This window comes from Spirosoma pomorum (assembly GCF_054776615.1).
In genome coordinates this window covers 1-24,015 of the sequence record NZ_BAAHBP010000042.1, presented here as the reverse complement: position 1 = coordinate 24,015, position 24,015 = coordinate 1, and the positions used below count along the sequence as shown (strand labels likewise).

Here is a 24,015-nt window from a genome sequence, read left to right as displayed (position 1 = left end):
CATTGCATCTTGGTCGATACAAAGTTGACTCCACTACCAGTACTTTTCAATTTCCCAACACGCTCTTAGAAAGTACAATGCTCAACTATTTTAATAAATGGTTGAGCATTGTACTTTCTAAAGGGCAATTGTATAACTAAGAATATGTTATGAGAAATTATTCAGAATCTTTAGATCGAAGGCTGATTCTTAAACTTGGCGAAATGCAATTAGACTTTCTCCGAGGTTATCCATTTACCAACCAGAGGAGGTTGGTAAGTAAGCATCTGATTGATTAAATCATTTATGCTCTCACTGACTAACATCATATCTCGGTTTACTGGCTTAAGTAGTCCACTGACAACCATTGTATCGGCCAACGTCAACAGACCATCATAGAAACTGCCGATGTTTAATAAGGCAACCGGCTTTTTATGTAAGCCAAGCTGTCCCCAAGTCAGCATCTCAAAATATTCTTCTAAAGTCCCATAGCCACCTGGCAGTGCAATAACACCATCGCTTAACTCGTGCATCTTCAATTTGCGTTGATGCATCGATTCGACCCATATTAGTTCACTTAGGCCCTCGTGAGCGATTTCTTTGGTTTGCAAAAATTCAGGCAGCACTCCAATCACTTGTCCTCCCTTTGACAAAGCTCCATCGGCAACAGCCCCCATTAAACCCACTTTTGCTCCTCCGTAAACAACGTCTATTTTGAGAGTAGCTAATTGCTGACCGAGTTGGTAAGCTGATTGCATTAATGATGGATCGTAGCCTGGACTCGATCCACAGAAGACAGTTACTCGTTTCATATTATTCAAGTTGTATAAGTGCAATTATGTTAGGTAGGTTGTGTTATCCGCGCTAATTATTGTGAGTTAGTTATATCGATTACTCTCATAAAACACCTTGAGAAGTTTCAAAATAAAAGGTTGTCTGGAATTATTTATAGGCTCTTGACGATTGTCTAAATCTACTACACTTTTAAGCTCCTCAAGTTGACTTGTAGTTATTGTCTCGTAAGCTACGCTAGTACCTGCGAATAGTCGCTCTTGAATAGGCCGGCTCACTATTTTGGTAACATTGATATGCTGGGGATCCCTCTCAATTTGTGCATATAAAGCCTCGACTGCTTCTTTGCGTCCTTCCAAGACTTGAATGATATTGCCTCGGACGTAAAGAGTAACACTAGTAATTCCGTCAATCGCATTTTTTTGGCGACTCTCTTCTAACGTAGCGATCAAGTCTTCTTCTTTGAATGGTTCTCTCAAAGTGCTGAAATAGACAATGCAGTATTCCATAAAACAAGCTAATTCAAATATCAAAAAGACACCTTGTCTACTTTTGATTATTACTTCATGATCAGTGTTATGATAGCCCGCGAGCTATAGCGGGGCTTTACTATCAATTTTTAGGATCAAGTCCTACAAATATTTTATTAACAAAATAAAGAGCCTTTCTTCCCCCTTTCCAATGTTCGATCCTGCCCCTTTCTAGGGCTCGCGTGGAGTGTACGATCTTGGTTTTGTCTCTTAATAGAACATTTATTGTGCCATTTGGCTGAGAAAAGTACTATTGATTGCAAGCTGATAGATTCGTATATTACTCCCACCACACCCCTCAATTTTTATAGAAAGAGTTGACTTGCTCTTGCCCTGAGCAACTATGCCACCTTCACTCAGTCGCGTAGGTATTATCACAAAAGCTCTTTCAGTGAAACACAAATCATCCCGAATTTTGCCCGCTCACGGAGACAAAATTCGGGATGATTTGTGTTTCTATCAGGTTGTTGACCGCTTTATTTGAATTGCACTTCCATTTCTTCTGGTTTCGTCGTGTCACCGGTAGGGCGTCCTTCCGGCTGGGGAAGTGGGCGTTGGTCAACGTCTTTCCGGCGAGTCATGTAGGTGTAAATTACCGGTACGACGTACAGGGTCAAGACAAGGGAAAACAGCAGCCCGCCCACGATAACGATACCCAGCGGCATGCGGCTTTTCGACGCGGCTCCTAACGCCATGGCCAGCGGCAGAGCACCAAAGGCCGCCACCAGCGTAGTCATCAGAATTGGCCGCAGACGTAACGCAGCCGACTCAATGGCTGCTTCGTACTTGTTCTTGCCCGTTAGCCGCTGCTCATTGGCAAATTCAACGATCAGGATACCATTTTTGGTAACCAGCCCAACCAGCATGATGATGCCGATCTGGCTGAAGATATTCAGTGTCTGGTTGAACATCCAGAGTGAGAACACGGCCCCGGCCAGCGCCAGCGGTACGGTAATCATGATGATGAGCGGATCGATAAAGGAATCGAACTGAGCTGCCAGAATCAGGTACACCAATACGAGCGCCAGACCAAAGGCAAATAACGTATTCGAAGAGCTCTCGGCGTAGTCGCGGGAGGGGCCCGACAGCGATGTCTGGAACGTCTGGTCGAGAGTCCGGTCGGCGATGGCTTGCATGGCGGCTACACCATCACCAATAGTTTTACCGGGAGCCAGCCCCGCCGATACGGTAGCCGATTTGAAGCGATTGTAGTGGTACACCTGCGGTGGGCTACTCACTTCTTCGAACTTAACCAGGTTGTCCAACTGAACGAGCTGGCCCTGGCTTGAGCGAACGTAAAACGATTGCAAATCGACGGGCGCGTCACGGTCGGCCCGGTCCACCTGCCCGATAACCTGATACTGCTTCCCGTTCATCAGGAAGTAGGCCAGACGTCGGTTACTGAGGGCCAGTTGCAGCGTCTGCGCTACGTCCTGCACCGAAATTCCGAGGTTAGTCGCCTTCTCCCGGTCAATACTGATGTTGAGCTCCGGTTTGTTGAATTTCAGGTCGACGTCCGACGTCTGGAAGGTCGGATCTTTCTGTACTTCGTCCAGGAAGTTAGGCAGCTTTTCCCGCAGTTTCTCGAAGTTCAGGTTCTGGATAACGAACTGAACTGGCAGACCACCGCCCCGTCCCACCTGAATCGTTTGATCCTGAGTGGCAAACATGCGGGCTTCGCTGAACTTCTTAATGTTCTTATTCAGGTAGTCCACGATCTCCTGCTGCGAGCGCTGCCGTTCCGATGGCTCGACCATGTTGATCATGACGAATGACGAGTTGACCGCTCCAGCCCCCGAAAAACCAGGCGCAACAACACTGAAGGCCAGCCGCGTTTCCGGAATGGAGTCGAGTACCAGCTGCATTACTTTGTCGGTGATGTTAGCCTGCGCTTCGTAGCTGGTTCCTTCGGGCGACGTAATGGCAACCCGGGTACGGCCCCGGTCTTCGAGCGGAGCCAGCTCTGATTTGAGCAGCGAACCTAAGCCAAAAATCAGGGCTGCGCAGGCACCGATCATGACAAACGCCCAGGCCCGTTTCCGCATGAACGCGTCAAGCGAATCGCGGTACGTCTGGTCAAGCCATTGGAAAAACGGCTCGGTCTTTCGGTAGAACCAGGACCGCTTACTGTGATCTTTGGCCGTCAGTTTTACGCTCAGAACCGGTGTCAGGGTCAGTGATACAAAAGCTGAAATCAAGACGGCACCCGCTACAACGATCCCGAACTCGCGGAACAAACGACCCACGAATCCTTCCAGGAAGATAATCGGCAGGAACACCACGGCCAGCGTAATCGACGTAGCGAGTACGGCGAAGAAGATCTCATTCGATCCTTCTTTGGCCGCCTGCTGCGTATCCATTCCCTGTTCGACCTTCTTGTAAATGTTTTCTGTGACGACGATACCGTCATCCACCACCAGACCCGTGGCCAGCACGATGCCCAGCAGCGTCAGGACGTTGATACTGAAGTCGGCGACGTACATGATAAAGAACGCCCCAATCAGCGACACCGGAATATCAATTAGGGGCCGGAAGGCAATCAACCAGTCGCGGAAGAACAGGTAAATAACCAGAACGACCAGCACAAACGAAATAATGAGCGTTTCGCCGACTTCTTCAATGGCCCGGCGGATAAACGTACTACGGTCAATGCCTACGTTGACCAGAATATCGGATGGAAGATCTTTCTTGAGCTGATCGAACCGTTTGTAGAACTCGTCGGCGATACTGACGTAATTGGCGCCGGGCTGAGGAATCAGCACCAGAATGACCCCAATAGCGCCGTTCTGCTTCGATAAGGTTTCTTCGTTTTCGGCACCCAGAACCGCACGACCAACATCCTTAAAACGGACAATCTGATTGGACGTCTGACGAAGGATCAGGTTATTGAAATCATCTTCGGTTGTCAGGCGACCTACGGCTTTCACGGTCAGCTCCGTATTGTTCCCGTAGACCTTACCACTCGGTAGTTCAACATTCTGAGCCGTTAAGGCGCTCTGGATATCCTGGGCTGTCAACTGGTAAGCCGAGAGCTTGATCGGGTCGATCCAAAGACGCATGGCCTGCCGTTTGAGACCGTAGATATTCGCCTGGCTAACGCCGGGAATAGTCTGCAAACGTTCCTGTAGTACGTTCTCCGCGTAGTCCGATAGTTGAGTCGGGTTACGGGTTGTACTCTGTACGGTCATGAAGATGATCGGGTCCGAGTTGGCATCGGCCTTGGTAACGACCGGCGGGGCGTCAATATCCTGAGGAAGCTGACGCTGGGCCTGCGATACTTTGTCCCGAACGTCGTTGGCCGCCTGTTCGAGGTTGGCATCCAGGTTGAATTCTACCGTAATGGTGCTGGCACCCAGAGCGCTGTTCGACGAGATCGTGCGAATGCCCTCGATGCTGTTCAGCGATTTCTCGATCGGCTCCGTTATCTGGGACTCAACGATGTCGGGGTTCGCACCCGTATAGTTTGTTCGGACGGTGATAACCGGTGGGTCAATGGCTGGATACTCCCGGACGCCCAGAAATGAAAAGCCAATGATACCGAACAGCACGATGACGATGGACATCACCATCGCAAAAACGGGCCGGTTCAGACTTAATTCGGGTAAGCTCATAACTGGTTGAGTTGTATGTTCATTAGTTGCTGGCTACTTTAGACTCTGCACCCGGCAGTTGAATAACTCGTCCGACCTTGACCGGGGCGTCGGGCTTCAAGAAGAGCAGACCGGTTGTGGCGACCGTATCGCCCGCAGCCAGTCCCGACAGGATCTGAATAGTACCAGCCGTACGCAGGCCGGTTTTTACGTCTTTGAACTGTGCCTTTCCGTTGTTAATCACAATAACCTGATTCGTCCGTGTCTGCGGAATAACGGCCTGAGTCGGTACAACCAGACTGCGTTCGTTCTGGATCGTGAGCGTAACACGGGCAAAGGTACCTGGCCGGTAGCGGGCCGACGTATTATTCACACGAGCCCGGATGCGCAGGTTTCGCGTTTGTTCTTCAACTCCTGGTTCGATCGCATAGACAGAGCCTTGTCCGGCTTTATCGCTGCCGTCAACCTGAAATGAAATCGTGCTGCCGGTACGTACTGCTGAACCGTATTTCTCTGGAATGGAAAAATCGAGTTTCAGTGACGAAATCTGTTGCAGACGAGCGATCAACGTATTCGGCGAAACAACGGCTCCGGCGCTGACATTACGTAAGCCGATAACGCCCGAAAAGGGTGCCCGGATTTCGGTGCGTAGCAGATTCGCTTTGACCAAGTCAATGTCAGCCAGCGACGAGCGAAGATTCGTGGTAGCAATATCAAATTCCTGCTGACTAATTCCCCCTTTTGCCAGGAGCTGTTTGTTTCGTTCTTCGGTCCGGCGGGCGTTATCAGCCAGCGCCAGTAATTTCTGAAGCTGTGCCCGTAAATCCTGGTCGAACAGTTTAACGAGTAGTGCGCCTTTGGCAACGGGCTGTCCTTCCTGGATGTTGAGTTGCGTAATCCGGGCTGAAATTTCAGGGTAGATGTCAACCTGCTCGGCTGCCAGCAGCGAACCACTGGACACGACATCTTCGCGCAGGGATTGCGCGGTGACCACGAAGGCATTAACCGCCAAGGTCGGCCCTTTACCGGCGCCCCCGGCTCCAGCTCCGCCCTTGCCAGAACCGCCTTTGCCGCCCTCTCCACCACCACCACCGGACCCACCGCTTGTGGCGCCGGGAGCGGGATGTAATACTTTATTGTACACTATGATCCCGCCGAGCACTAAAACGACAAGACCAATCGCAATCCATCTTTTCACTGGTTATAATTTTGGAAGGGAGGAATTTAATAAAAGACGGAAACTTCGCGCCCGTCTCACGCGCCTGCAAAGGTAAATGGGGGATGGATTTTATCAATCTGAATTAAGGGCAATAAACCCGTATCTATCCTGAATGACGATATTTCAACGCTGAATCAATATCACTAATTGACTGGTACTATCCCATCTTGACAAGGTAACCTTTTATGAACGGATTCGCTAATCGGCGCGGGCCACCAAATAGGTAAATGCGTGGGTAGGCTGGCATTGACCGACGCTTTAGCTTGGTAAGCCTGCGACGTATGAATCGGTTCCTTTCTCTACTGCCTGTATTGCTTTTGCTGGTGAGCGTATTACCTGCGTTTGGTCAGACGACGTCAACAGCCCGCATCGATCGGAAGGCCGTAGTCCGTCGCCATAACGTAGTGGTTACGCGCTTCGATTCGATGCAGTCGCTGTCAGTAGGGAACGGAGAGTTTGCCTTTACCGTCGATCCCACTGGCTTACAAACCTTCCCGACTTTGTACCAGAAAGGGGTTCCGCTGGGAACGCAGTCGCAATGGGGCTGGCATAGCTTTCCAAACCCCCAACACTACCGAATCGAGGAGGTCTATAAAGAGTACGCATCCCACGGACGTACGGTGCCTTATACGTACGCTTATTCCGCTCCCGAACGTAAAAAAGCCGTATCCGACTGGTTTCGTGAAAATCCGCATCGGTTGCATCTGGGACAGCTTGGTTTTGGTCTGACCAATACCGATGGTACGGCCGTCAAACCCGAGGAATTAAAACATATTCGTCAGGAGCTGGATCTCTGGACGGGAGAGATCCGGAGTCATTTTGAGCTGAACGGCCAACCAATCGATGTCGTGACTGTCGCCCATCAGGACCAGGATCAGGTCGCCGTGTTCGTCCGGTCACCTTTACTACGTACGAATCAAATCACCCTGACGTTACGTTTCCCTTACGGCTCCGGCGACTGGCAACGCGCCGACGACTGGCAACATCCGGAACAGCATACATCCCAACTGACACAGTTTAGAGCCAATGGCGCACGCATTGATCGAACGCTGGACACGACACACTACGCTGTCCGGTTGCGCTGGAATGGGGCAGCCAGGTTAGCAAAACCGGAGCTGCATACCTTTGTCCTTACGCCGGATCAACGAGCTGATTCACTAGCGGTTAGTGTTTACTTTGCGGAGCGGGCATCTGGTGAACTTCCCGCATCAGCTGCTGAAACTCGTGCCAACAGCCAGCAGCGCTGGGCGCAGTTCTGGCAGTCGGGCGGGGCTATCGACCTGGCGGGCAGCACCGACCCTCGCGCGGCTGAACTGGAACGGCGGGTGGTGTTATCGCAATACCTGACAAAAATTCAGTGTGCCGGGTCGATGCCCCCGCAAGAAACTGGCCTGACGTATAATAGCTGGTACGGTCGGCCGCATCTGGAAATGCACTGGTGGCACGCGGCTCATTTCGCCCAGTGGGGTCGAATCGAACTGCTGGAAAAAAGTCTAAGTTGGTACCAGACGGCACGTAACAAAGCGCGTGAGCTGGCGCGTCGGCAAGGGTTTGCCGGTGTCCGATGGCAGAAAATGACGGATCGCGAAGGAAACGAAGGTCCGTCGACCGTATCGCCTTTCCTGATCTGGCAGCAACCCCATTTTTTGTACTTCGCCGAACTCTGTTATCGGCATCATAAAAATCGGGCGGTGCTGGAAAAGTACAAAGACCTCGTGTTTGACACGGCAGATTTCATGGCGTCTTACGCGTATCTCGACTCGGCCAAAAAACAATACGTACTTGGTCCTGGCCTGATTCCAGCGCAGGAACGCTTCAAACCGGAAACAACCATCAACCCGACGTTCGAATTAGCCTACTGGCGGTGGGGGCTCACTGTAGCGCAGCTCTGGCGGCAACGGCTGGGCATGAGTCGTAACCCAACATGGGATAATGTGCTGGAAAAACTTTCGCCCTTGCCCGTTCTGGATGGCTTGTATCTGGCGGCAGAAAGTGCCCCCGACTCGTACACGTTTCTGGAGTACATGACCGATCACCCAGCCGTATTAGGCGCGTATGGATTTCTACCTGCATCCGCCCAACTCGATGTGCCAACGATGCAACGTACGTTCGACAGGATCAGGCGCGACTGGCACTGGCAGGATACCTGGGGGTGGGACTATCCCTTAACGGCTATGACAGCCGCCCGGCTCGGACAGCCAAAACAGGCTATTGACGCGCTGTTGATGCCTGTAACGAAAAACACGTATCTGCCCAACGGGCATAACTACCAGCGTGACAATCTACGCATTTACCTGCCCGGCAATGGTGGTTTACTCATGGCCGTGTCGATGATGTGCGCGGGCTGGGACGGTTATACGGGTGAACCGAATCCGGGTTTCCCGAAAGATGGGACCTGGCGAGTGCGCTGGGAAGGACTGAGGCAGATGCCCTAGTGAAGAGACTTAGTGGCGCACTAGAATTTTCTCAACCCAGAAAATATACAGACAGAGTGAGGCTCCGCACAAGCCAAAACGCAAGAGAAAGGACGAAGGCGTAAAGCGGTCTGCCCGACTATGCAGCCACAAGCAAAATAAGCCGGTAAGCAGGAACGTGACCATAGGATTTATATGCGCTGAGTAGGCCAGTCGGAACGTGTTGGTAGAGCTTCCGTAATACCAGTCGACGATGTCTTTGCCAATCAGCAGACTTATTGGCAAAGCTAGTATATAAACCAGATCGGCGAGGTAGAGACCAAAAATGCCCTCACGCAACACTGAATTGATGAATGTATGGCGGGCACTTACAAATCGCGTTAGTAGCCAGACTGATCCAACGCGAAAACCGATGAATAGCAGACTTGTCAGAATAGCCTTTTCGCGATCAAAAAAGAGACGAGTCGAGCAGACAAGTGCCTTGTAACAAAAAAGATAATGATCAAATTTTCCGAATACGATTAGTGTAGTCAAGTTGCTAAACAGCATAGCAACGGCTGTGTAACCGAAGAAGGAAAAAATCTGTAAATAAGGATAGGGTGTTCGCTGGGAAGAAGAGAGGGCAAGCATAGAACAATGGATTGAATGGATGAGCCCAATGTACTGCCTGCCAACTAATTCGTCAACTTAATATCGTGTGTGGTAATTTGGCACGTGGTGTTGTTAAAAACGGCACCAATTAAGCGGCCATTACCATCAGCAACTCACTGATCATCATGGCTGTGGCGCCCCAAACCCGGTAGCCTTCGATCTGGTAGAAAGGCGCGTCGATCAGGACGCCCCGCACGTCGATCTGTGTATCGCCGACGATGGTTTCGTCGAGCAGCCGTTCTAAATCAACTTCAACAACAGCCTCTACTTCGCGCGGATCAGGGTAAAAATCCGGTCGGTACGGGAGGATACCCACGATAGGCTGCACGTAGAAATTACTGGGCGGAATAAACAGCTCCGTCAACTGCCCCAGCACCGTTACGTCCGATACCCGAATGCCCACTTCCTCCTGCGCTTCCCGCAGGGCTGTTCGGGTCAGATTCTCGTCGATTCGCTCCATACGACCACCAGGGAACGCCATCTGACCCGCGTGCACACCGTCGTATTGAGGGCGCAGAATCAACGGTAGATAAATGGAATGCTGGTACGGATAGAAGCAAATCAGAACCGCACTGCGCCGGGTTCGCTCGTTGGGTTTGGCGTTGTAGCGCAGCCGACTGGAGGAAGCCATCTTACGATGGGCCTGCTCACCGGGTAATGGCTTCTGCAGGCGTTGTTGGAGGTCTTTGGCAAAGGTCTGAAACGTAGTATCGATCATAAGTAGGGAACGGATGTTGGGTGGGGTACCTTAATAAACTACGTTTCACGAAAAACTTCTTTTGTACAATTGGGCCAGTTGTTCGGCGCAACGCTCGCCGTCCATGGCCGCTGATACAATCCCTCCGGCGTAACCTGCGCCTTCGCCACAGGGAAACAAGCGTCGTACCTCAACGTGCTCGCAGGTGTCGCGGTCGCGGGGGATACGTACCGGCGAAGAGGTTCGACTTTCCACGCCGATGATTTGACCATCGTTGCTGAGATAGCCTTTCATCTTACGGCCAAAGTCGCGCAATCCCTGGCGGAGTGGCTGGGCAATATGATCGGGCAGCACTTCCGTCATGTCGACAGAAACGAGCCCCGGCTGGTACGAGGTGGGTAATAAGGAATCGGAGATGCGGCCATCGACAAAGTCGGCAATGCGCTGAGCGGGAGCCGTCTGCGCTCGCTGGGCATCAGCTTCGCTACCGATGCGGCAAGCCCAGCGTTCCAGATCCTGCTGCAAGGCCAGCCCGGCCAGTGAACCTTCATCGGCGTACGGTTTCAGATCTTCGTCGGTGATGGCGACAACCAAACCCGAATTGGCAAATTTGGAATCCCGACGCGAAGGGGACATGCCATTCACGACCAGTTCGCCGGGAGCGGTAGCGGCTGGTACGATAAAGCCACCCGGACACATGCAGAACGAAAAAACACCCCGCTCGACTCCATTAAAGCGTGTTTGCGTGACCAGACTGTAGGAAGCGGCTGGTAGATAATCCCCCCGCGTTACGTCAGCCCGGTTGGGCAGGTGGTACTGGAACTGGTCGATAAGCGACTGCTGGTGCTCAATCCGGACACCCATCGCAAAGGCCTTGGCTTCGATCTTGACGTTACGTTCCCGGAGGAGGTAGAATATGTCCCGCGCTGAATGCCCCGTCGCCAGAATAACACCAAGACCGGTTAGTTCTTCGCCATTGGCCAGCACAACCCCTTTCAGTTCCTGCTGATCAAGAATAAGATCAACGACTTTGGTGTCAAAACGAACCTCACCGCCCGCGTTCAGAATGCTTTCGCGGAGGTCGGCCACGACATTAGGCAGCTTGTTCGTCCCGATGTGCGGATGGGCGTCGACCAGAATCTCGTCGGTGGCACCGTGGGCCACAAAAATCTCTAGAATTCGCCGGACATCGCCCCGTTTGGTCGAGCGCGTATATAGCTTTCCGTCAGAATAGGTACCGGCTCCCCCTTCGCCAAAGCAATAGTTCGACTCAGGATTAACAACGTGATCTTTGTTAATGGCGGCCAGATCGCGTCGGCGAGCCCGGACATCACTACCCCGCTCCAGAACGATCGGCTTGATCCCCAGCTCAATCAGCCGTAGGGCCGCAAATAAACCCGCCGGACCAGCACCGACGACAATAGCCTGCGGGGCACGACTAACATCGGTTTGTGGTTTCTGGTAGCTGAGTAGTGGGGGCGGAGTAACGCCCACGAAAACGTCGGCATCCACGTGGATACGAACTTGTCGACCTCGCGCGTCAATGGACTGACGCCGTCTCCGGATCACTGATGGGCTATCAGTAGGCAAGTGTAGGGCACGGAACGCCTGTTCCCGGAACAGTATATCGTCATAAGCCTGCTCAGGGGTGAGCGTAAGCGAAATGGAATGAATCATATTGGAGACATGACCGGTGTTTATCCGGCAATGAATGACAAAAATAAACAGGGGCACGTAAGCAGCTATGCCCGTCCGGAAGAAAACGTCAGAAAATTTACTCCGGTTCGATACGGCTCAGTAGATATCACCTGAAAACGAGAAGAAGACGGACTGTTGTGCAGATGTATGTCAGGTCGACACGTTTTCTGGCATTATGTATTTATTTTATTGTAAATTAACTTTGAGAGTTAGGCTAGTCTGCCTGGCTTTCTCCCATGAATCAGTTAAAGTTTTTAGTGTTGAACTTCCGTTTCCTGTCGGAATTGCCGAGGATAATGGTATCGCTCCTGACTGTTTTGCTGTTGGGGACCGTAACGATTGGCTGCGAGTCGTCAACTGCTAAGAAAACGTTTCGCATTGGCTTTGCGCAGCGCACTCAGGCCGACAACTGGCGGAAGACCATGCTGGAAAGTATGAAGCGGGAGTTGTCGTTTCACCCGGAAATTGAGTTCATTACCAAAGACGCTAATGGACGCAGCGACACGCAAATTCAGCAGATTCAAGAACTGATCGATCAGCGGGTTGATCTGCTAATTGTGTCCCCCAACTCGGCTCAGCCCATCACACCCATCGTCGAGAAAGCGTATCAGCAACGCATACCGGTCATCGTACTGGACCGACGTACGGCTTCCGACCAATACACGGCCTACGTTGGTGCTAACAACGAAGAAGTTGGCCGTACGGCAGGCATATACGCCAATGCGCTGTTGAAAGGTAAAGGAAACCTGGTTGAAATAGGTGAATCGCCGGGTTCATCCGCCGACATTGACCGGCATCGTGGATTTACCAGCGCATTGGTAGGCCAACCAGGCTTAAAATTGGTCAAAAAACTGGACGGCGACTGGGATAAGCGCTCGTTTGCCCGCGAACTGACTCAATTGTTGAAAGCGCCCGGAGGAGTTCAACTGATTTTCGCGCAGAACGACCGAACGGCATTGAAAGCCGGTCGTATCTGTCAGCGGTTGGGACTGGACAATCAGATCAAAATTATCGGCGTCGACGGGTTAATTGGCAAGAACGAAGGCATCGATCTGGTGGATCGGGGTATTTTGAACGCAACGGTTTTATACCCGACTGGTGGCAAAGAAGCAATCCGTACGGCGGTCGCTATTCTGAATCAGCAGCCGTTTAAACGAGAAAATCGGTTGGCCATAACCCTCGTTGATTCGTCGAATGTGCAGATCATGAAGCTGCAAAATGAGAAAGTGATCGAGCAGCAAACCGATATTGAGCGACAGCAACAACGCATCAACGAGTTGTCTCGTACGTACCTCTCCCAAAAAAATACGCTGTACCTGACGTTAATCAGCTTGTTCGTGGTCATGTCGCTCGGCGTCTGGGCGCTATACTTGTACCGGGGCAAACAAACGGCCTATCGGACGCTGGAGCAGCAAAATGAGGAGATTCGGGAGCAACGGGACAAGATTGAAACCGTATCGCAGCAAGCGCGGCTGGCGACGGAAGAAAAGCTACGTTTCTATTCGTACATCTCCCACGAATTCAACACGCCGTTGGGGCTGATTCTGACCCCGACTGAAGATTTACTGGCGAAAAAGTCCGTTGGTGCCCACGATCTTCGGAACAACCTGCAACTGGTTCAGAAAAACGCGTATCGGCTGCTGCGGCTGGTTGATCAAATGCTGGATCTGCGCAAAACGGATGCGGGTAAAATCCGGCTTCAGACGGCTGAACAGGACGTTATTACGTTTGTTCAGGATGTCGTACACGATTTTCAAAAAAAGGCAGAAAAGCAGCGAGTCGACCTGCGTTTGATGACCAATCTAACTGATTGTTCACTCTGGTTTGACGCGGAAAAGCTCGACAAGGTGCTGTTTAACTTGCTATCCAACGCATTTAAGTACACGCCCCGAGGTGGGTTTATTCATGTCCATCTCGACCAGATCGGGCAACAGCTACAGATTCGGGTGAAAGACAACGGGGAGGGTATGACACCCGATGAGAAGGCCCATGCGTTTGATTTGTTCTACAGCAGCGCCAAACCATTCAGCCTTGGGAAAGGACTGGGCCTAGCTTTGTCAATGGAGTTTATCCAACTGCATCGGGGTGATATTCAGCTGCAGTCGGAAAAAGGGCAGGGGACGGAGTTTACAATTTTGCTGCCCCTTGGTAATGCTCACCTCGACCCCGATGAAATGCAAGGTGTCCCGACAGCTCACGTAACGAACCCGCAGGTGTTGCTGACGGAGGTGAATGAAGACACAAATGACACGCTGCCTACGACGAGCCCTTCCCAACGGATGGGGACCATTTTGCTGATTGAGGACAACAGTGACCTGCGTACGTTTCTGTCAACTCAGTTACGAGGGGAATATAATATCGTTGCCGAAGAAGACGGTGAAGAAGGCTGGCAACAGGCGCTGGAAATTATTCCGGACCTGATCATCAGCGACGTGATGCTACCGGGTATGGATGGCTTACAACTAACACAACGCGTAAAAGCTGACCTGCGCACGTCGCACATTCCGGTTGTGTTGCTGACGGCCAAAGGACAGATCGAGCAGCGTATCGAAGGAACCCGGGCCGGAGCGGACGCGTACATCACGAAACCCTTCAACTCAATTTACCTGCTCGAAACGATTCGGACCATGCTGGAGAACCGCCGGAAATGGCAGCAGCGGTACGCATCGGACTTTCTGGTGCAGTCGGGGAGCGGCAACAACCAGGATAAAAAGTTTCTCAATCAGCTGACCGCCCTGATCGAACGGAACCTGACCGATGCGGGCTTCGGTGTCGAGAAGCTGAGCCGCGATATGGGTTTATCCCGGGTTCAGTTGTACCGTAAAGTGCAGGCACTACTGGACGTCAACGTCGTAGATTATATCACCGAGATTCGATTGAAGAAAGCAAAATACCTGTTACGGGAAAGTAATAAACCGATGTCGGAGATTGCTTACGAGCTGGGTTTTAGTTCACCGGCGTACTTCACCACGTTTTTCAAGCAACACACCCGGAAGACGCCTTCTGACTACCGAAAATCGCCCAGTACGGTCTGAAACAAAATCGAAATACAGTGCAACAATAACGAAAGTAGTATCCTTAACTATTTTTATAAATATCTGAATGTTAGACGTTTAGCATTGATTCTTTTTTGGAAAGAAATTGAACGCTTTTTGAAAGCCCCCCGCTTACCCTGACGCTAGTTTTGACTCGAAATCAATCGCCTTCCGAACCGATTCGCGTCAACCATGAGTCAGCAACAACGCATCTTTTTCTGGTCCATTACGGCCGCCCTGGGTGGTTTTTTATTTGGCTTCGACACCGCCGTTATTTCCGGCGTCGAGCAATCACTCCAGTCCCTCTGGCAACTGAGCGTCTGGGAACATGGACTAACCGTTTCTATTGCGCTGATTGGTACGGTCATCGGTTCCATGACGGGCGGCATTCCCGCCGAGCAACTGGGCCGGAAACGGACACTGTTCTGGATTGCTATTTTGTATCTGCTGGCATCACTCGGTACGGCGCTGGCGCCAACTTGGTCTATCTTCCTGGTATTTCGCTTTCTGGGCGGACTAGGGGTAGGGGCTTCGTCCGTAGCGGCCCCCATGTATATCACGGAAATCTCGCCCGCCAAATCGCGCGGTAAGCTGGTGGCTCTCTTCCAGTTCAACGTCGTGCTGGGTATCCTGATCGCCTACCTCTCAAACTACCTGCTGGCAGGAGTTGGCACAGAATCATGGCGCTGGATGCTGGGCGTACAGGCACTGCCTTCGCTGATCTTCTTGATCGCGGTCATCAATATTCCCGAAAGCCCACGCTGGCTGCTACTCAAGAAGAATGATGTAGCGGGTGCCCGCGAGGTGCTGAACCTGATCGACCCCGCGACGGCCGAACTGACGCTGGCAGCAATTCAGCAAAGCAGCCAGTCGGCAAATGCGTCGGCCCGGTTGTTCTCAGGGAAATACAGTACGCCCGTTATGCTGGCCATTCTGTTCGCCGTCTTCAACCAGGTTTCGGGTATCAACGCCATCATTTATTACGCCCCCCGCATTTTTGAAATGACGGGACTGGGCAAAAGTTCAGCACTCTTGTCGTCGGCGGGAATCGGGCTGATCAACCTGATCTTTACCATGATCTCCATGAACCTGATCGACCGCTACGGTCGCCGGACGCTGATGAAGATCGGGTCTGTAGGGCTGATCGTAACGCTGGCGCTGGTGGCCCGGGCCTTTTACGTCCAGGATTTCAGCGGGATGACCGTTCCGTTGCTGCTATTCGCCTACATCGCGTTCTTCGGTTTCTCGCAGGGGGCCGTCATCTGGGTGTTTATCTCCGAAATTTTTCCGAACGAGGTGCGGGCCAGTGGCCAGGCGCTGGGCAGCTTTACCCACTGGCTGATGGCTGCCATTATTACGTTCACCTTCCCGTACCTGGCCGAGCAGTTCGGCGGGGGAAATACCTTCTTGTTTTTCACGGTCATGATGGTGCTGCAACTGCTGTTCGTGCTACGGCTCATGCCCGAAACGAAAGGCACCAGTCTGGAGCAGATCGAACGGACTGTCTTTGCGCATTAAGCACCATCCGCTGACTTCTGAGTAGACCATCTTCCACGCGTAGAGGACGGTCATAAATGCCGCCTTTCTCATTTTTCAATCACCTGTTTACCCTTCTGCAAGCATGAATCAGACAATCACCTGTTTTGGCGAAATTCTCTGGGACGTATTACCTACCAGCAAACAGGCGGGTGGGGCACCCATGAACGTAGCCGCCGACCTCCGCAACTTTGGCCTGAACGCGCAGCTCATCAGCCGCGTCGGAAACGATGAACTGGGACAGGAACTTCTGGCTTTTCTGACGAACAAAGGTATCCCAACCGAGCTGGTGCAAGTGGGTCACTCGCACCTGACGGGGGTAGCTAAGGCTAACATTTCCAACGCCAACGAAGTCACCTACAAGATCGTCCAGCCCGTGGCCTGGGATTACATTTTTCTGGAACCTATGCTACTCGAAGCGGTCCGGCAAAGTGATTTGTTCGTCTACGGTAGCCTGGCTGCCCGTAGCTCCCAAACCCACGAAACGTTACTGGCCCTGCTGAACGTAGCCCCCCGAACGGTATTCGACGTCAACCTCCGCGCTCCGCACTACGAGCGAGCTACCATTGAAGAACTGATGAACTATGCCGATACAGCCAAGCTCAACGAACACGAACTGGCCGAATTAGCGGGCTGGTACACCGACGAAACGGACCTGCGTACCCGTATGGAAGACCTGCGGGAGCGCTACCAACTGGATACGCTATGCGTAACGCTGGGGGCAGACGGTGCCGTGCTGCTTGACCAAACCGGCTTCTATGAGCAGGCTTGTTTTCCGGTCAAGGTAGAGGATACCATCGGCAGTGGCGATGCCTTTCTGGCCGCGTTCCTGTACAAAACCTTGCAGGGCGAGACGCCCCAGAAAACGCTGGAGTTTGCCTGTGCTACTGGTGCCTACGTTGCGACGCAACGAGGTGCTACCCCTGCGTTTACCGAAGATATCATTCAGCGTAGTTTCCGCCACGCGGAGGTGATCTAACGAATGCTCATTCACCAGCCTATATTCTTAAACCCCCTTCTGCCTATGAAAAAGTACCTGTTTACGTTTACCATGCTGCTGCTGGCTACCTCGTTCGCCCTGGCGCAACGCATGGTTTCCGGGAGCGTGCTCGACGCTAAAACCCAGCAGGCGCTGCCCGGAGCCAGCATCATCGTCCCTGGAACGACTAATGGGACGGTCTCCGATGCCGCTGGTAAATTCTCGCTTACGGTGCCGCAGAGCGCTAGTTCGGTTACCGTTTCGTTCATTGGCTACACGACCCAGGACGTACCCGTTACCAACACGAATACCGTTACGGTCTTGTTGGCTGAAGGTGGTCAACTGGCCGAGGTCGTTGTGCTAGGATATACCACCGCCCGACGGCAGGACCTGACCGGGGCGGTGGCCGTGGTAGAACCTGCCGTAACGAAAAACACCAGCTCGGGCAACCCAGCGCAGGCTCTGCAGGGACGCGTTCCAGGGTTGTACATTGAGAAATCGGGGACGCCATCGGGCGAGGCCAGCCGGATTCTGATTCGGGGCGCCAATACGCTTGGTAACAATGATCCACTGTTCATCATCGATGGGGTGCCAACCAAACGACCGTTCGTTTTTCAAAGCCTGAACCCGTCGGCGATTCAGTCGGTGCAGGTGCTGAAAGATGCGTCGTCGGCGTCGATTTATGGGTCGCGGGCGTCGAACGGTGTAATCGTCGTAACGACCAAAAACGGCGCGAATACCGACGGGAAGCTGAACGTCCAATTCAATACGAGTATTACGTCGCAATCCGAAAAGCCCGAGCGCTTCAAAATGCTGAACGCGGCCGACCGGGGCCGGGCGCTCTGGCAGGCTTCCGTCAACGATGGCGTTGATCCGGCGTCGGCCTACGGTGAAATATACACCTTCAACTGGAACAAAAACTTCCAGAATCCGCAACTGACCAGCGTGACGGTAAATCCGTACGTGGGAGGAAACCAGACCGTACCGGCCGGGGATACCGACTGGCAGTCGGCGCTGTACAAAACGGGTGTCGTCACCAACAACGAACTGACCATTTCGGGCGGTACTAAAACCTCGTCGATCCTGGTGAATCTGAGTTACTTCAAGAATTCGGGGATGGTACGCTACACCGACTACGACCGGTTGACGGGTCGCATCAATGGACTGACCAGCAAATTTGATGGCCGCCTGAAGTTCGGCGTTAATCTCCAGATGACCTCGACCCGCGAAACCCCAGTGACGACGGATTTGGGCGGGGCACCAACGCCGGGTCTGGCTGTTACGCTGGCACCGACAATTCCTGTCTACACCAGCACGGGGGATTATGCCGGGCCGCTTGGGTCGGGATATTCCGACCGAAACAACCCGCTGTTCATGCAGTACATTAACCGTTGGGATAAGATCAACCGGACGTTCGTATTCGGAAATGTCTTTACAGAAATCGAACCGATTCCAGGGCTGATCTTCCGCTCGTCGCTGGGGATGGACAACGCAGGCTATACGAATAAAAACATCGAGCAGTCATTCCAGAATGGCTTTATTGCCCGTTCGCTCAACAGCCTGACGCTGACGACGAATAAGTTTCTGAGCCTGACCTGGACCAATACGTTACGCTACAGTTTTGGCCTGGGTGACCACCGTTTCAACGTGCTGGCGGGTGTCGAAGCCATTCGGGACAACCTGACCGATGTTAACTCGTACCGGGAGAACTTTGCCGTGCAGACTGAAGATTTCTTTGTGCTGAGTGCTGCGTCGGGGAATGCCAGTAGCACAGGAACTTCAACCGGCAGCCGTCTGCTGTCGCAGTTTGCCCGCGTCGATTACAATTTCTCGGACCGCTACCTGGCTGCATTAACGTTACGTCGGGATGGGTCGTCGCGCTTCGGTTCGGATAACCGTTATGGCTTTTTCCCGGCCGTGTCGGTAGGCTGGCGTATTGACAAGGAAGCGTTCATGCAGAACGTAACGGCTATCAGCAGCCTGAAACTACGGGCTGGCGTTGGTCGGATTGGTAACCAGGACATCGGTGATCTGGCTCGTTTCGGTCTGTTCGAGCCGCGCTACGGAACGCTGGCGTCGCAGGTGCCCAACGGCCATAACAGTTTCTTCGATCAATACTGGAATGTGGGTACGGCGTATGACCTGAACGGGTCGAACAGCGGCACGCTGCCATCGGGTTTTGTGCAAACGCAGGGGGCAAACCAGGGACTACGTTGGGAAACGACAGACGAGCTGAACGCCGGGGTTGACTTCGCGTTCCTGAACGGAAACCTGTTCGGTTCGTTTGATTTCTTTACCCGCGAAACCCGCGATATTCTGATTAAACCGCCGGTTGCATCGGCCGTTGGTGAAGGCCAGTTGAAGTTCGTGAACGGAGCTACGAAAACGAACCGGGGCTTCGAGCTGTCGCTGGGCTACACGGGTAAACCGATCGGGGGCGTAACGTACACGGTATCGACCAACTTCGCCCGCTTCCGCGACAAGATTACGGTACTACCCGAAGAAGTTCGCTCGGCTTTTGCCGGTAACGCCGTTACGACAATTCTGGGCCATTCGCAGTTCGATCTGTTTGGCTACCGCACCGATGGCCTTTTCCAGAATCAGGAAGAGGTACGAAATCATGCCTCGCAGGTGGGCGCGGCTCCGGGCCGGATTCGGTATCGGGATCTGAACGGCGACGGTAAAATCGACGCGCTCGATCAGGAGTTCTTTGGTACGACTTTGCCAGCCCTGGAGTACGGCGTACGAATTGACTTGGGTTACAAAAACTTCGACTTCTCGATTTTTGGATCGGGCGTGGCAGGTCGGACAGGATTTGATCCCTACACCTTCTACAACAACTTTATCCGGGGGCGTGAAAACGTAGGACCGGGCGTATTCGATGCCTGGACGCCACAAAATACATCGTCGCGCATTCCGGCGCTGACCCTGTCGGACGGTAATAATGAAACCCGGTCGTCGGACTACTTCAACGTCAACACGTCATATTACAAAATCCGGAATATTCAGTTGGGGTACACCTTCCGTCGGGAAGCGCTCGGCCGGTTTGGCCTGGGTAGTCTGCGGTTGTACGGCATGGCCGAAAACGTCTTCTGGCTGAAAAGCAAAAGCTTCCAGGGCCCCGATCCGGAGCGGATCGATGTCAATACCGTTCCGGTTCCCCGTGCCTTCACCTTTGGCGTCAATGTTTCCTTCTAAGCCCACATTATCAGCATGAAACCTACTTATATTGTATCCATCGCTCTCGTAGCGGCAGGAAGTCTGCTTTCGTCCTGTAGCGACTTTCTGGAATATCAACCGCAGGGAACGCTGTCTTCGGACAATATCACCAGCGCCAGCAATGCTGACGCGCTTGTTACAGCGGCCTACGCGTCGCTGGGAAACGGGGAAATGATTGGACCCATTGCCAGCATGTGGGTTTACGGGAGCGTTCGCTCCGACGATGCTCACAAGGGTGGGGGCGGGGTGTCTGATCTGGAAGACATCAACTTCTACGAACAGCACAATTTAACTCAGCCCCAGCAGGGGGGCGGTTTCTACCATCCCTACACCTGGGAAAACTATTATAAAGCCATTTCCCGCGCTAACGTAGCATTGCGGTCGATCAACGGGCTAAGCGAAACAGAGTTTCCGTCGAAGAAAGTGCGCCAAGGCGAACTGCGGTTCCTGCGGGGGCACGCGCATTTTATGCTGAAGATGCTGTTCAAATACGTTCCTTACGTGGATGAAACGCTCAGCAATGACCAGATTCTGACGGTATCGAATCGACAATACACGAATGATCAACTGTGGGATAAGATTGGTACCGACTTCCAGTTCGCTGTCGAAAACCTGCCCGTTTCGCAAACGCAGGTGGGCCGGGCCAACAAACTGTCGGCGGCTGCTTATCTGGCGAAGCTGCGGCTGTTCCAGGCTTACGAACAGGACGACAACAACAAGGTGACCAACATCAACAAAACGAAGTTGCAGGAGGTCGTTACGTTAACGCAGCAGGTGATTAGTTCGGGGAAGTACAGCCTGCAGCCGGATTTTGCCGAGAACTTTCTGCCGGAGTACGACAACGGCGTAGAGTCGGTTTTTGCAGTACAGTATTCGATTAATGATGGAACGACGCTGGGTCGCCTGAACTTCGAAACGGGGCTAAACTACCCGCACGGTGCTCCTCAGTACGGTTGTTGCGGCTTCCACCAGCCCACGCAGAATCTGGCCAACGCGTTTGGTACGGATGCTAACGGCTTGCCTAAATTCGATACGTATAACGACGCCACTATCGATTTCAAAACGGCGACCGTCGATCCACGCGTCGATCACACGATTGGGATCGATGGGCACCCCTACAAATACAATGCAGCGCTGCCGTTCAGCAACAGCTGGATTCGCGATCCGGGCGTGTATGGTTACTTCCAGACAATGAAAGAGCAGCAACTGGCAACTAGCTCGGCTTACAAAAAGCAGGGGCCATTCATGGGTACGTCGAAAAATATCGACATCATCCGGTACGCCGATGTACTACTGTGGCAGGCGGAAGCGTACATCGAACTGGGACAGCCTGAACTGGCTCGGCCGCTGATCAACCAGGTTCGGGAGCGGGCCGCCAAAAGCACGGGCCGCACGAAGAAAGCGGACGGGACCGATCCGTCGATCTACCTGATCAAACCCTACAGCGCGACTAACTGGACGCAATCTTACGCCCGTCGGGCGTTGCAGTGGGAACGGCGGCTGGAATTCGCGACGGAAGGACCTCGTTTCTTCGACCTGGTTCGCTGGGGTATTGCCGAGTCGACGCTGAATACGTATCTGACGAAAGAAAAGACCCGGCGGGGTTTCTTGAGTGGCGCTAAGTTTACCGCAGGGCGGGATGAATACCTGCCTATCCCGCAACGGGAAATCAACTTCACCAAGGGGCTGTACAAGCAGAACGTAGGTTTCTAAGCGGAACGGATACTTTATATACCTCACGGGGGGCGGTCTCTCTTCTTAAACAGGAGCTAATCTAGTAGGAGTTCAGCTCTGACCACCCCCCGGCCCCCTCCTAGAAAAGTAGGAGGGGGAGGTTAAAAGGTCACTTCTGCGTGTTCCCCTTCTGTTTTAGGACGGGTTAGGGGTGGTCAGCAGTAAAATACCTATTATCAAACCAACTGCGCGTCGCTGGCGCGTATGAATAAACCGGTACAATCGAGTTTACCTCGGTTAGAGTCCTTAACTTTCGTCGTTATGCAGAAACGAATCCTTGCCGCTGCTTTATTGGCTTTTATTCTAAACCGTGCCGTCGGGCAATCAATGACCGAAGCCCACCGGGAGCAGTTTCACTTCACGCCCAGGGCTCACTGGATGAACGATCCCAACGGGATGATCTACCTGAAGGGGACGTATCACCTGTTCTTCCAGTATTATCCCGATGCGACCGTCTGGGGGCCAATGCACTGGGGGCACGCGACCAGCAAAGACATGATTCACTGGCAGGAGCAGCCCATCGCTCTCTATCCCGACAGCCTGGGTTATATTTTCTCGGGTAGCGCCGTGCTGGACGTTAACAATACCAGCGGTTTTGGGAAGAATGGCCAGCCGCCCCTGGTTGCTATTTTTACCCACCACAACCCAGTGCTGGAGAAGCAGAAGTCAGACAAAACGCAGTACCAGAGCATTGCCTATAGCCTGGACGAGGGTAAAAGGTGGACCAAGTACGCTGGCAACCCGGTCTTGCCGAACCCCGGTATCGTTGATTTTCGGGACCCGAAAGTGCGCTGGTTTGCGGCCCAGAAAAAGTGGATTATGACGCTGGCTACCAAAGACCGCGTTACGTTCTATTCATCACCCAACCTGAAAGATTGGTCGAAAGAAAGCGAGTTCGGTAGCGATGCCGGAGCGCGTGGGGGCGTGTGGGAGTGCCCGGATCTGTTTCCGCTGCAACACAATGGCAAAACCGTATGGGTATTGCTGGTCAGTATCAATCCGGGTGGACCCAACGGCGGATCGGCCACACAGTACTTCGTGGGTGACTTCGACGGTAAAAGGTTTACGCCAAGCTCGAACGAAATCAAGTGGCTTGACTACGGCCCTGATAACTACGCGGGCGTTACGTTTTCCAATCTGGATAACCGGACGGTGCTGATGGGCTGGATGAGTAACTGGCAGTACGCCACCAAAGTACCCACATCAAGCTGGCGCAGTGCCAATACCGTTCCCCGCGAACTGGGCATCCGGGAGGTGAACAAGGAAATCTATCTGACGTCGATACCAGCGAAAGAACTGGACGTTCTAAACGACAAAACGACGACGCTGACGAACGTAGCGGTAAACAAAGAATATGATCTGGGCGCGAAGACAAGCGGTAATGCCAGAACGTTTAAACTGACATTGTCAGCGCCGGCTACTGCTGATTTCTCGGTTGTGTTGTCGAACAACAAAGGCAACGAAGTCGTGATTGGCTACGACAAAGGCGAAAACGCGTATTACGTTGACCGGCGGAAATCCGGAAAAACCGACTTTGAAAAAGACTTCGCCCAGCGTAGCAAAGCCCCTCGCCTGTCGACCGACAAAACGATCTCACTTACGTTGCTGGTCGACGTAGCTTCCGTCGAATTGTTCGCCGATAACGGCCTGAGTATCATGACCAGCATTTTCTTCCCGGAAGAAGACATGAGTAAATTAACGCTTAAATCGGCTTCGGGCGTAACGATTGATAAGTTGACTTATACACAACTTAAATCAGCGCTATCTGGTCAGAGTAAAGCGAAATAAGGATTAGCTAACAATAGTAAACGTAAAATCCCCGAAAAGGCAACTGTCTTTTTGGGGATTTTACGTTTACTATTATCAATTCGTGGGTAGTGACGTAAAGATGGACTTTTCGTCTGGATTGCATGGTAACTATCACCGTTTCTTGCCGCTACTG

General features: G+C 52.6%; 15 protein-coding genes. 8 read left to right on the top strand and 7 right to left on the bottom strand.

What is annotated here, in order from left to right; genetic code table 11:
- Nucleotides 1-209: 209 nt before the first annotated feature.
- From ACYVAD_RS26035 to ACYVAD_RS26020, 4 genes are all read right to left on the bottom strand, one after another.
- On the bottom strand, nt 210-791 hold the full coding sequence (locus ACYVAD_RS26035; protein WP_461142489.1) for an LOG family protein: 582 nt from the start codon (nt 789-791) through the stop codon (nt 210-212).
- A gap of 66 nt (nt 792-857) precedes the next feature.
- Complete coding sequence (locus tag ACYVAD_RS26030; RefSeq protein WP_461142488.1) at nt 858-1,280, bottom strand: BLUF domain-containing protein; 423 nt, start codon at nt 1,278-1,280, stop codon at nt 858-860.
- 497 nt (nt 1,281-1,777) lie between these two features.
- Entirely contained in the window at nt 1,778-4,912 is a 3,135-nt protein-coding gene (locus tag ACYVAD_RS26025; protein WP_461142487.1) for an efflux RND transporter permease subunit, read from the bottom strand.
- 22 nt (nt 4,913-4,934) lie between these two features.
- Entirely contained in the window at nt 4,935-6,089 is a 1,155-nt protein-coding gene (locus ACYVAD_RS26020; protein WP_461142486.1) for an efflux RND transporter periplasmic adaptor subunit, read from the bottom strand.
- Nucleotides 6,090-6,391: 302 nt separating this feature from the next.
- Between ACYVAD_RS26020 and ACYVAD_RS26015 the strand changes: the two genes are divergently transcribed.
- Nucleotides 6,392-8,545, top strand: coding sequence for a hypothetical protein (locus ACYVAD_RS26015; RefSeq protein WP_461142485.1), 2,154 nt, complete (start codon nt 6,392-6,394; stop codon nt 8,543-8,545).
- 9 nt (nt 8,546-8,554) lie between these two features.
- On the opposite strand, the gene ACYVAD_RS26010 is transcribed toward ACYVAD_RS26015, so the two are convergent.
- The 3 genes from ACYVAD_RS26010 to ACYVAD_RS26000 all read right to left on the bottom strand — a co-directional run bounded on the left by ACYVAD_RS26010 (nt 8,555) and on the right by ACYVAD_RS26000 (nt 11,549).
- Nucleotides 8,555-9,154 carry a hypothetical protein gene (locus ACYVAD_RS26010; protein WP_461142484.1) on the bottom strand — a complete coding sequence of 200 codons (600 nt, stop codon included), beginning with the start codon at nt 9,152-9,154 and terminating at the stop codon, nt 8,555-8,557.
- 109 nt (nt 9,155-9,263) lie between these two features.
- Nucleotides 9,264-9,893 (bottom strand): NUDIX hydrolase, encoded by a 630-nt coding sequence (locus tag ACYVAD_RS26005; protein ID WP_461142483.1) that lies wholly within the window; start codon nt 9,891-9,893, stop codon nt 9,264-9,266.
- 45 nt (nt 9,894-9,938) lie between these two features.
- Nucleotides 9,939-11,549, bottom strand: a complete 1,611-nt coding sequence (locus ACYVAD_RS26000) for an NAD(P)/FAD-dependent oxidoreductase (RefSeq protein ID WP_461142482.1) — start codon at nt 11,547-11,549, stop codon at nt 9,939-9,941.
- On the opposite strand from ACYVAD_RS26000, the gene ACYVAD_RS25995 reads away from it, so the two are divergent.
- The 7 genes from ACYVAD_RS25995 to ACYVAD_RS25965 all read left to right on the top strand — a co-directional run bounded on the left by ACYVAD_RS25995 (nt 11,541) and on the right by ACYVAD_RS25965 (nt 23,861).
- Nucleotides 11,541-11,684 carry a hypothetical protein gene (locus ACYVAD_RS25995; RefSeq protein WP_461142481.1) on the top strand — a complete coding sequence of 48 codons (144 nt, stop codon included), beginning with the start codon at nt 11,541-11,543 and terminating at the stop codon, nt 11,682-11,684. The genes ACYVAD_RS26000 and ACYVAD_RS25995 overlap by 9 nt on opposite strands.
- Before the next feature lie 122 nt (nt 11,685-11,806).
- Nucleotides 11,807-14,605 carry a hybrid sensor histidine kinase/response regulator transcription factor gene (locus ACYVAD_RS25990; protein ID WP_461142480.1) on the top strand — a complete coding sequence of 933 codons (2,799 nt, stop codon included), beginning with the start codon at nt 11,807-11,809 and terminating at the stop codon, nt 14,603-14,605.
- 192 nt (nt 14,606-14,797) lie between these two features.
- Nucleotides 14,798-16,123, top strand: a complete 1,326-nt coding sequence (locus tag ACYVAD_RS25985; protein ID WP_461142479.1) for a sugar porter family MFS transporter — start codon at nt 14,798-14,800, stop codon at nt 16,121-16,123.
- Between the two features lie 103 nt (nt 16,124-16,226).
- Complete coding sequence (locus ACYVAD_RS25980) at nt 16,227-17,120, top strand: carbohydrate kinase family protein (protein ID WP_461142478.1); 894 nt, start codon at nt 16,227-16,229, stop codon at nt 17,118-17,120.
- A 45-nt stretch (nt 17,121-17,165) separates the two neighbouring features.
- A complete protein-coding gene (locus ACYVAD_RS25975; RefSeq protein WP_461142477.1) occupies nt 17,166-20,318 on the top strand; it encodes a SusC/RagA family TonB-linked outer membrane protein in 3,153 nt (1,050 codons plus the stop codon).
- 15 nt (nt 20,319-20,333) lie between these two features.
- Complete coding sequence (locus ACYVAD_RS25970; RefSeq protein ID WP_461142476.1) at nt 20,334-22,052, top strand: RagB/SusD family nutrient uptake outer membrane protein; 1,719 nt, start codon at nt 20,334-20,336, stop codon at nt 22,050-22,052.
- Nucleotides 22,053-22,334: 282 nt separating this feature from the next.
- Nucleotides 22,335-23,861, top strand: coding sequence for a glycoside hydrolase family 32 protein (locus tag ACYVAD_RS25965; protein ID WP_461142475.1), 1,527 nt, complete (start codon nt 22,335-22,337; stop codon nt 23,859-23,861).
- Nucleotides 23,862-24,015: the final 154 nt, after the last annotated feature.

Excerpts from the sequence above, each read along its gene's own strand:
- ACYVAD_RS26035 (WP_461142489.1), bottom strand. The coding sequence starts at position 791 with ATGAAACGAGTAACTGTCTTCTGTGGATCGAGTCCAGGCTACGATCCA.
- ACYVAD_RS26030 (WP_461142488.1), bottom strand. The coding sequence starts at position 1,280 with ATGGAATACTGCATTGTCTATTTCAGCACTTTGAGAGAACCATTCAAA.
- ACYVAD_RS26025 (WP_461142487.1), bottom strand. The coding sequence starts at position 4,912 with ATGAGCTTACCCGAATTAAGTCTGAACCGGCCCGTTTTTGCGATGGTG.
- ACYVAD_RS26015 (WP_461142485.1), top strand. The coding sequence starts at position 6,392 with ATGAATCGGTTCCTTTCTCTACTGCCTGTATTGCTTTTGCTGGTGAGC.
- ACYVAD_RS26010 (WP_461142484.1), bottom strand. The coding sequence starts at position 9,154 with ATGCTTGCCCTCTCTTCTTCCCAGCGAACACCCTATCCTTATTTACAG.
- ACYVAD_RS26005 (WP_461142483.1), bottom strand. The coding sequence starts at position 9,893 with ATGATCGATACTACGTTTCAGACCTTTGCCAAAGACCTCCAACAACGC.
- ACYVAD_RS25995 (WP_461142481.1), top strand. The coding sequence starts at position 11,541 with ATGAATCATATTGGAGACATGACCGGTGTTTATCCGGCAATGAATGAC.
- ACYVAD_RS26000 (WP_461142482.1), bottom strand. The coding sequence starts at position 11,549 with ATGATTCATTCCATTTCGCTTACGCTCACCCCTGAGCAGGCTTATGAC.
- ACYVAD_RS25990 (WP_461142480.1), top strand. The coding sequence starts at position 11,807 with ATGAATCAGTTAAAGTTTTTAGTGTTGAACTTCCGTTTCCTGTCGGAA.
- ACYVAD_RS25985 (WP_461142479.1), top strand. The coding sequence starts at position 14,798 with ATGAGTCAGCAACAACGCATCTTTTTCTGGTCCATTACGGCCGCCCTG.
- ACYVAD_RS25980 (WP_461142478.1), top strand. The coding sequence starts at position 16,227 with ATGAATCAGACAATCACCTGTTTTGGCGAAATTCTCTGGGACGTATTA.
- ACYVAD_RS25975 (WP_461142477.1), top strand. The coding sequence starts at position 17,166 with ATGAAAAAGTACCTGTTTACGTTTACCATGCTGCTGCTGGCTACCTCG.
- ACYVAD_RS25970 (WP_461142476.1), top strand. The coding sequence starts at position 20,334 with ATGAAACCTACTTATATTGTATCCATCGCTCTCGTAGCGGCAGGAAGT.
- ACYVAD_RS25965 (WP_461142475.1), top strand. The coding sequence starts at position 22,335 with ATGCAGAAACGAATCCTTGCCGCTGCTTTATTGGCTTTTATTCTAAAC.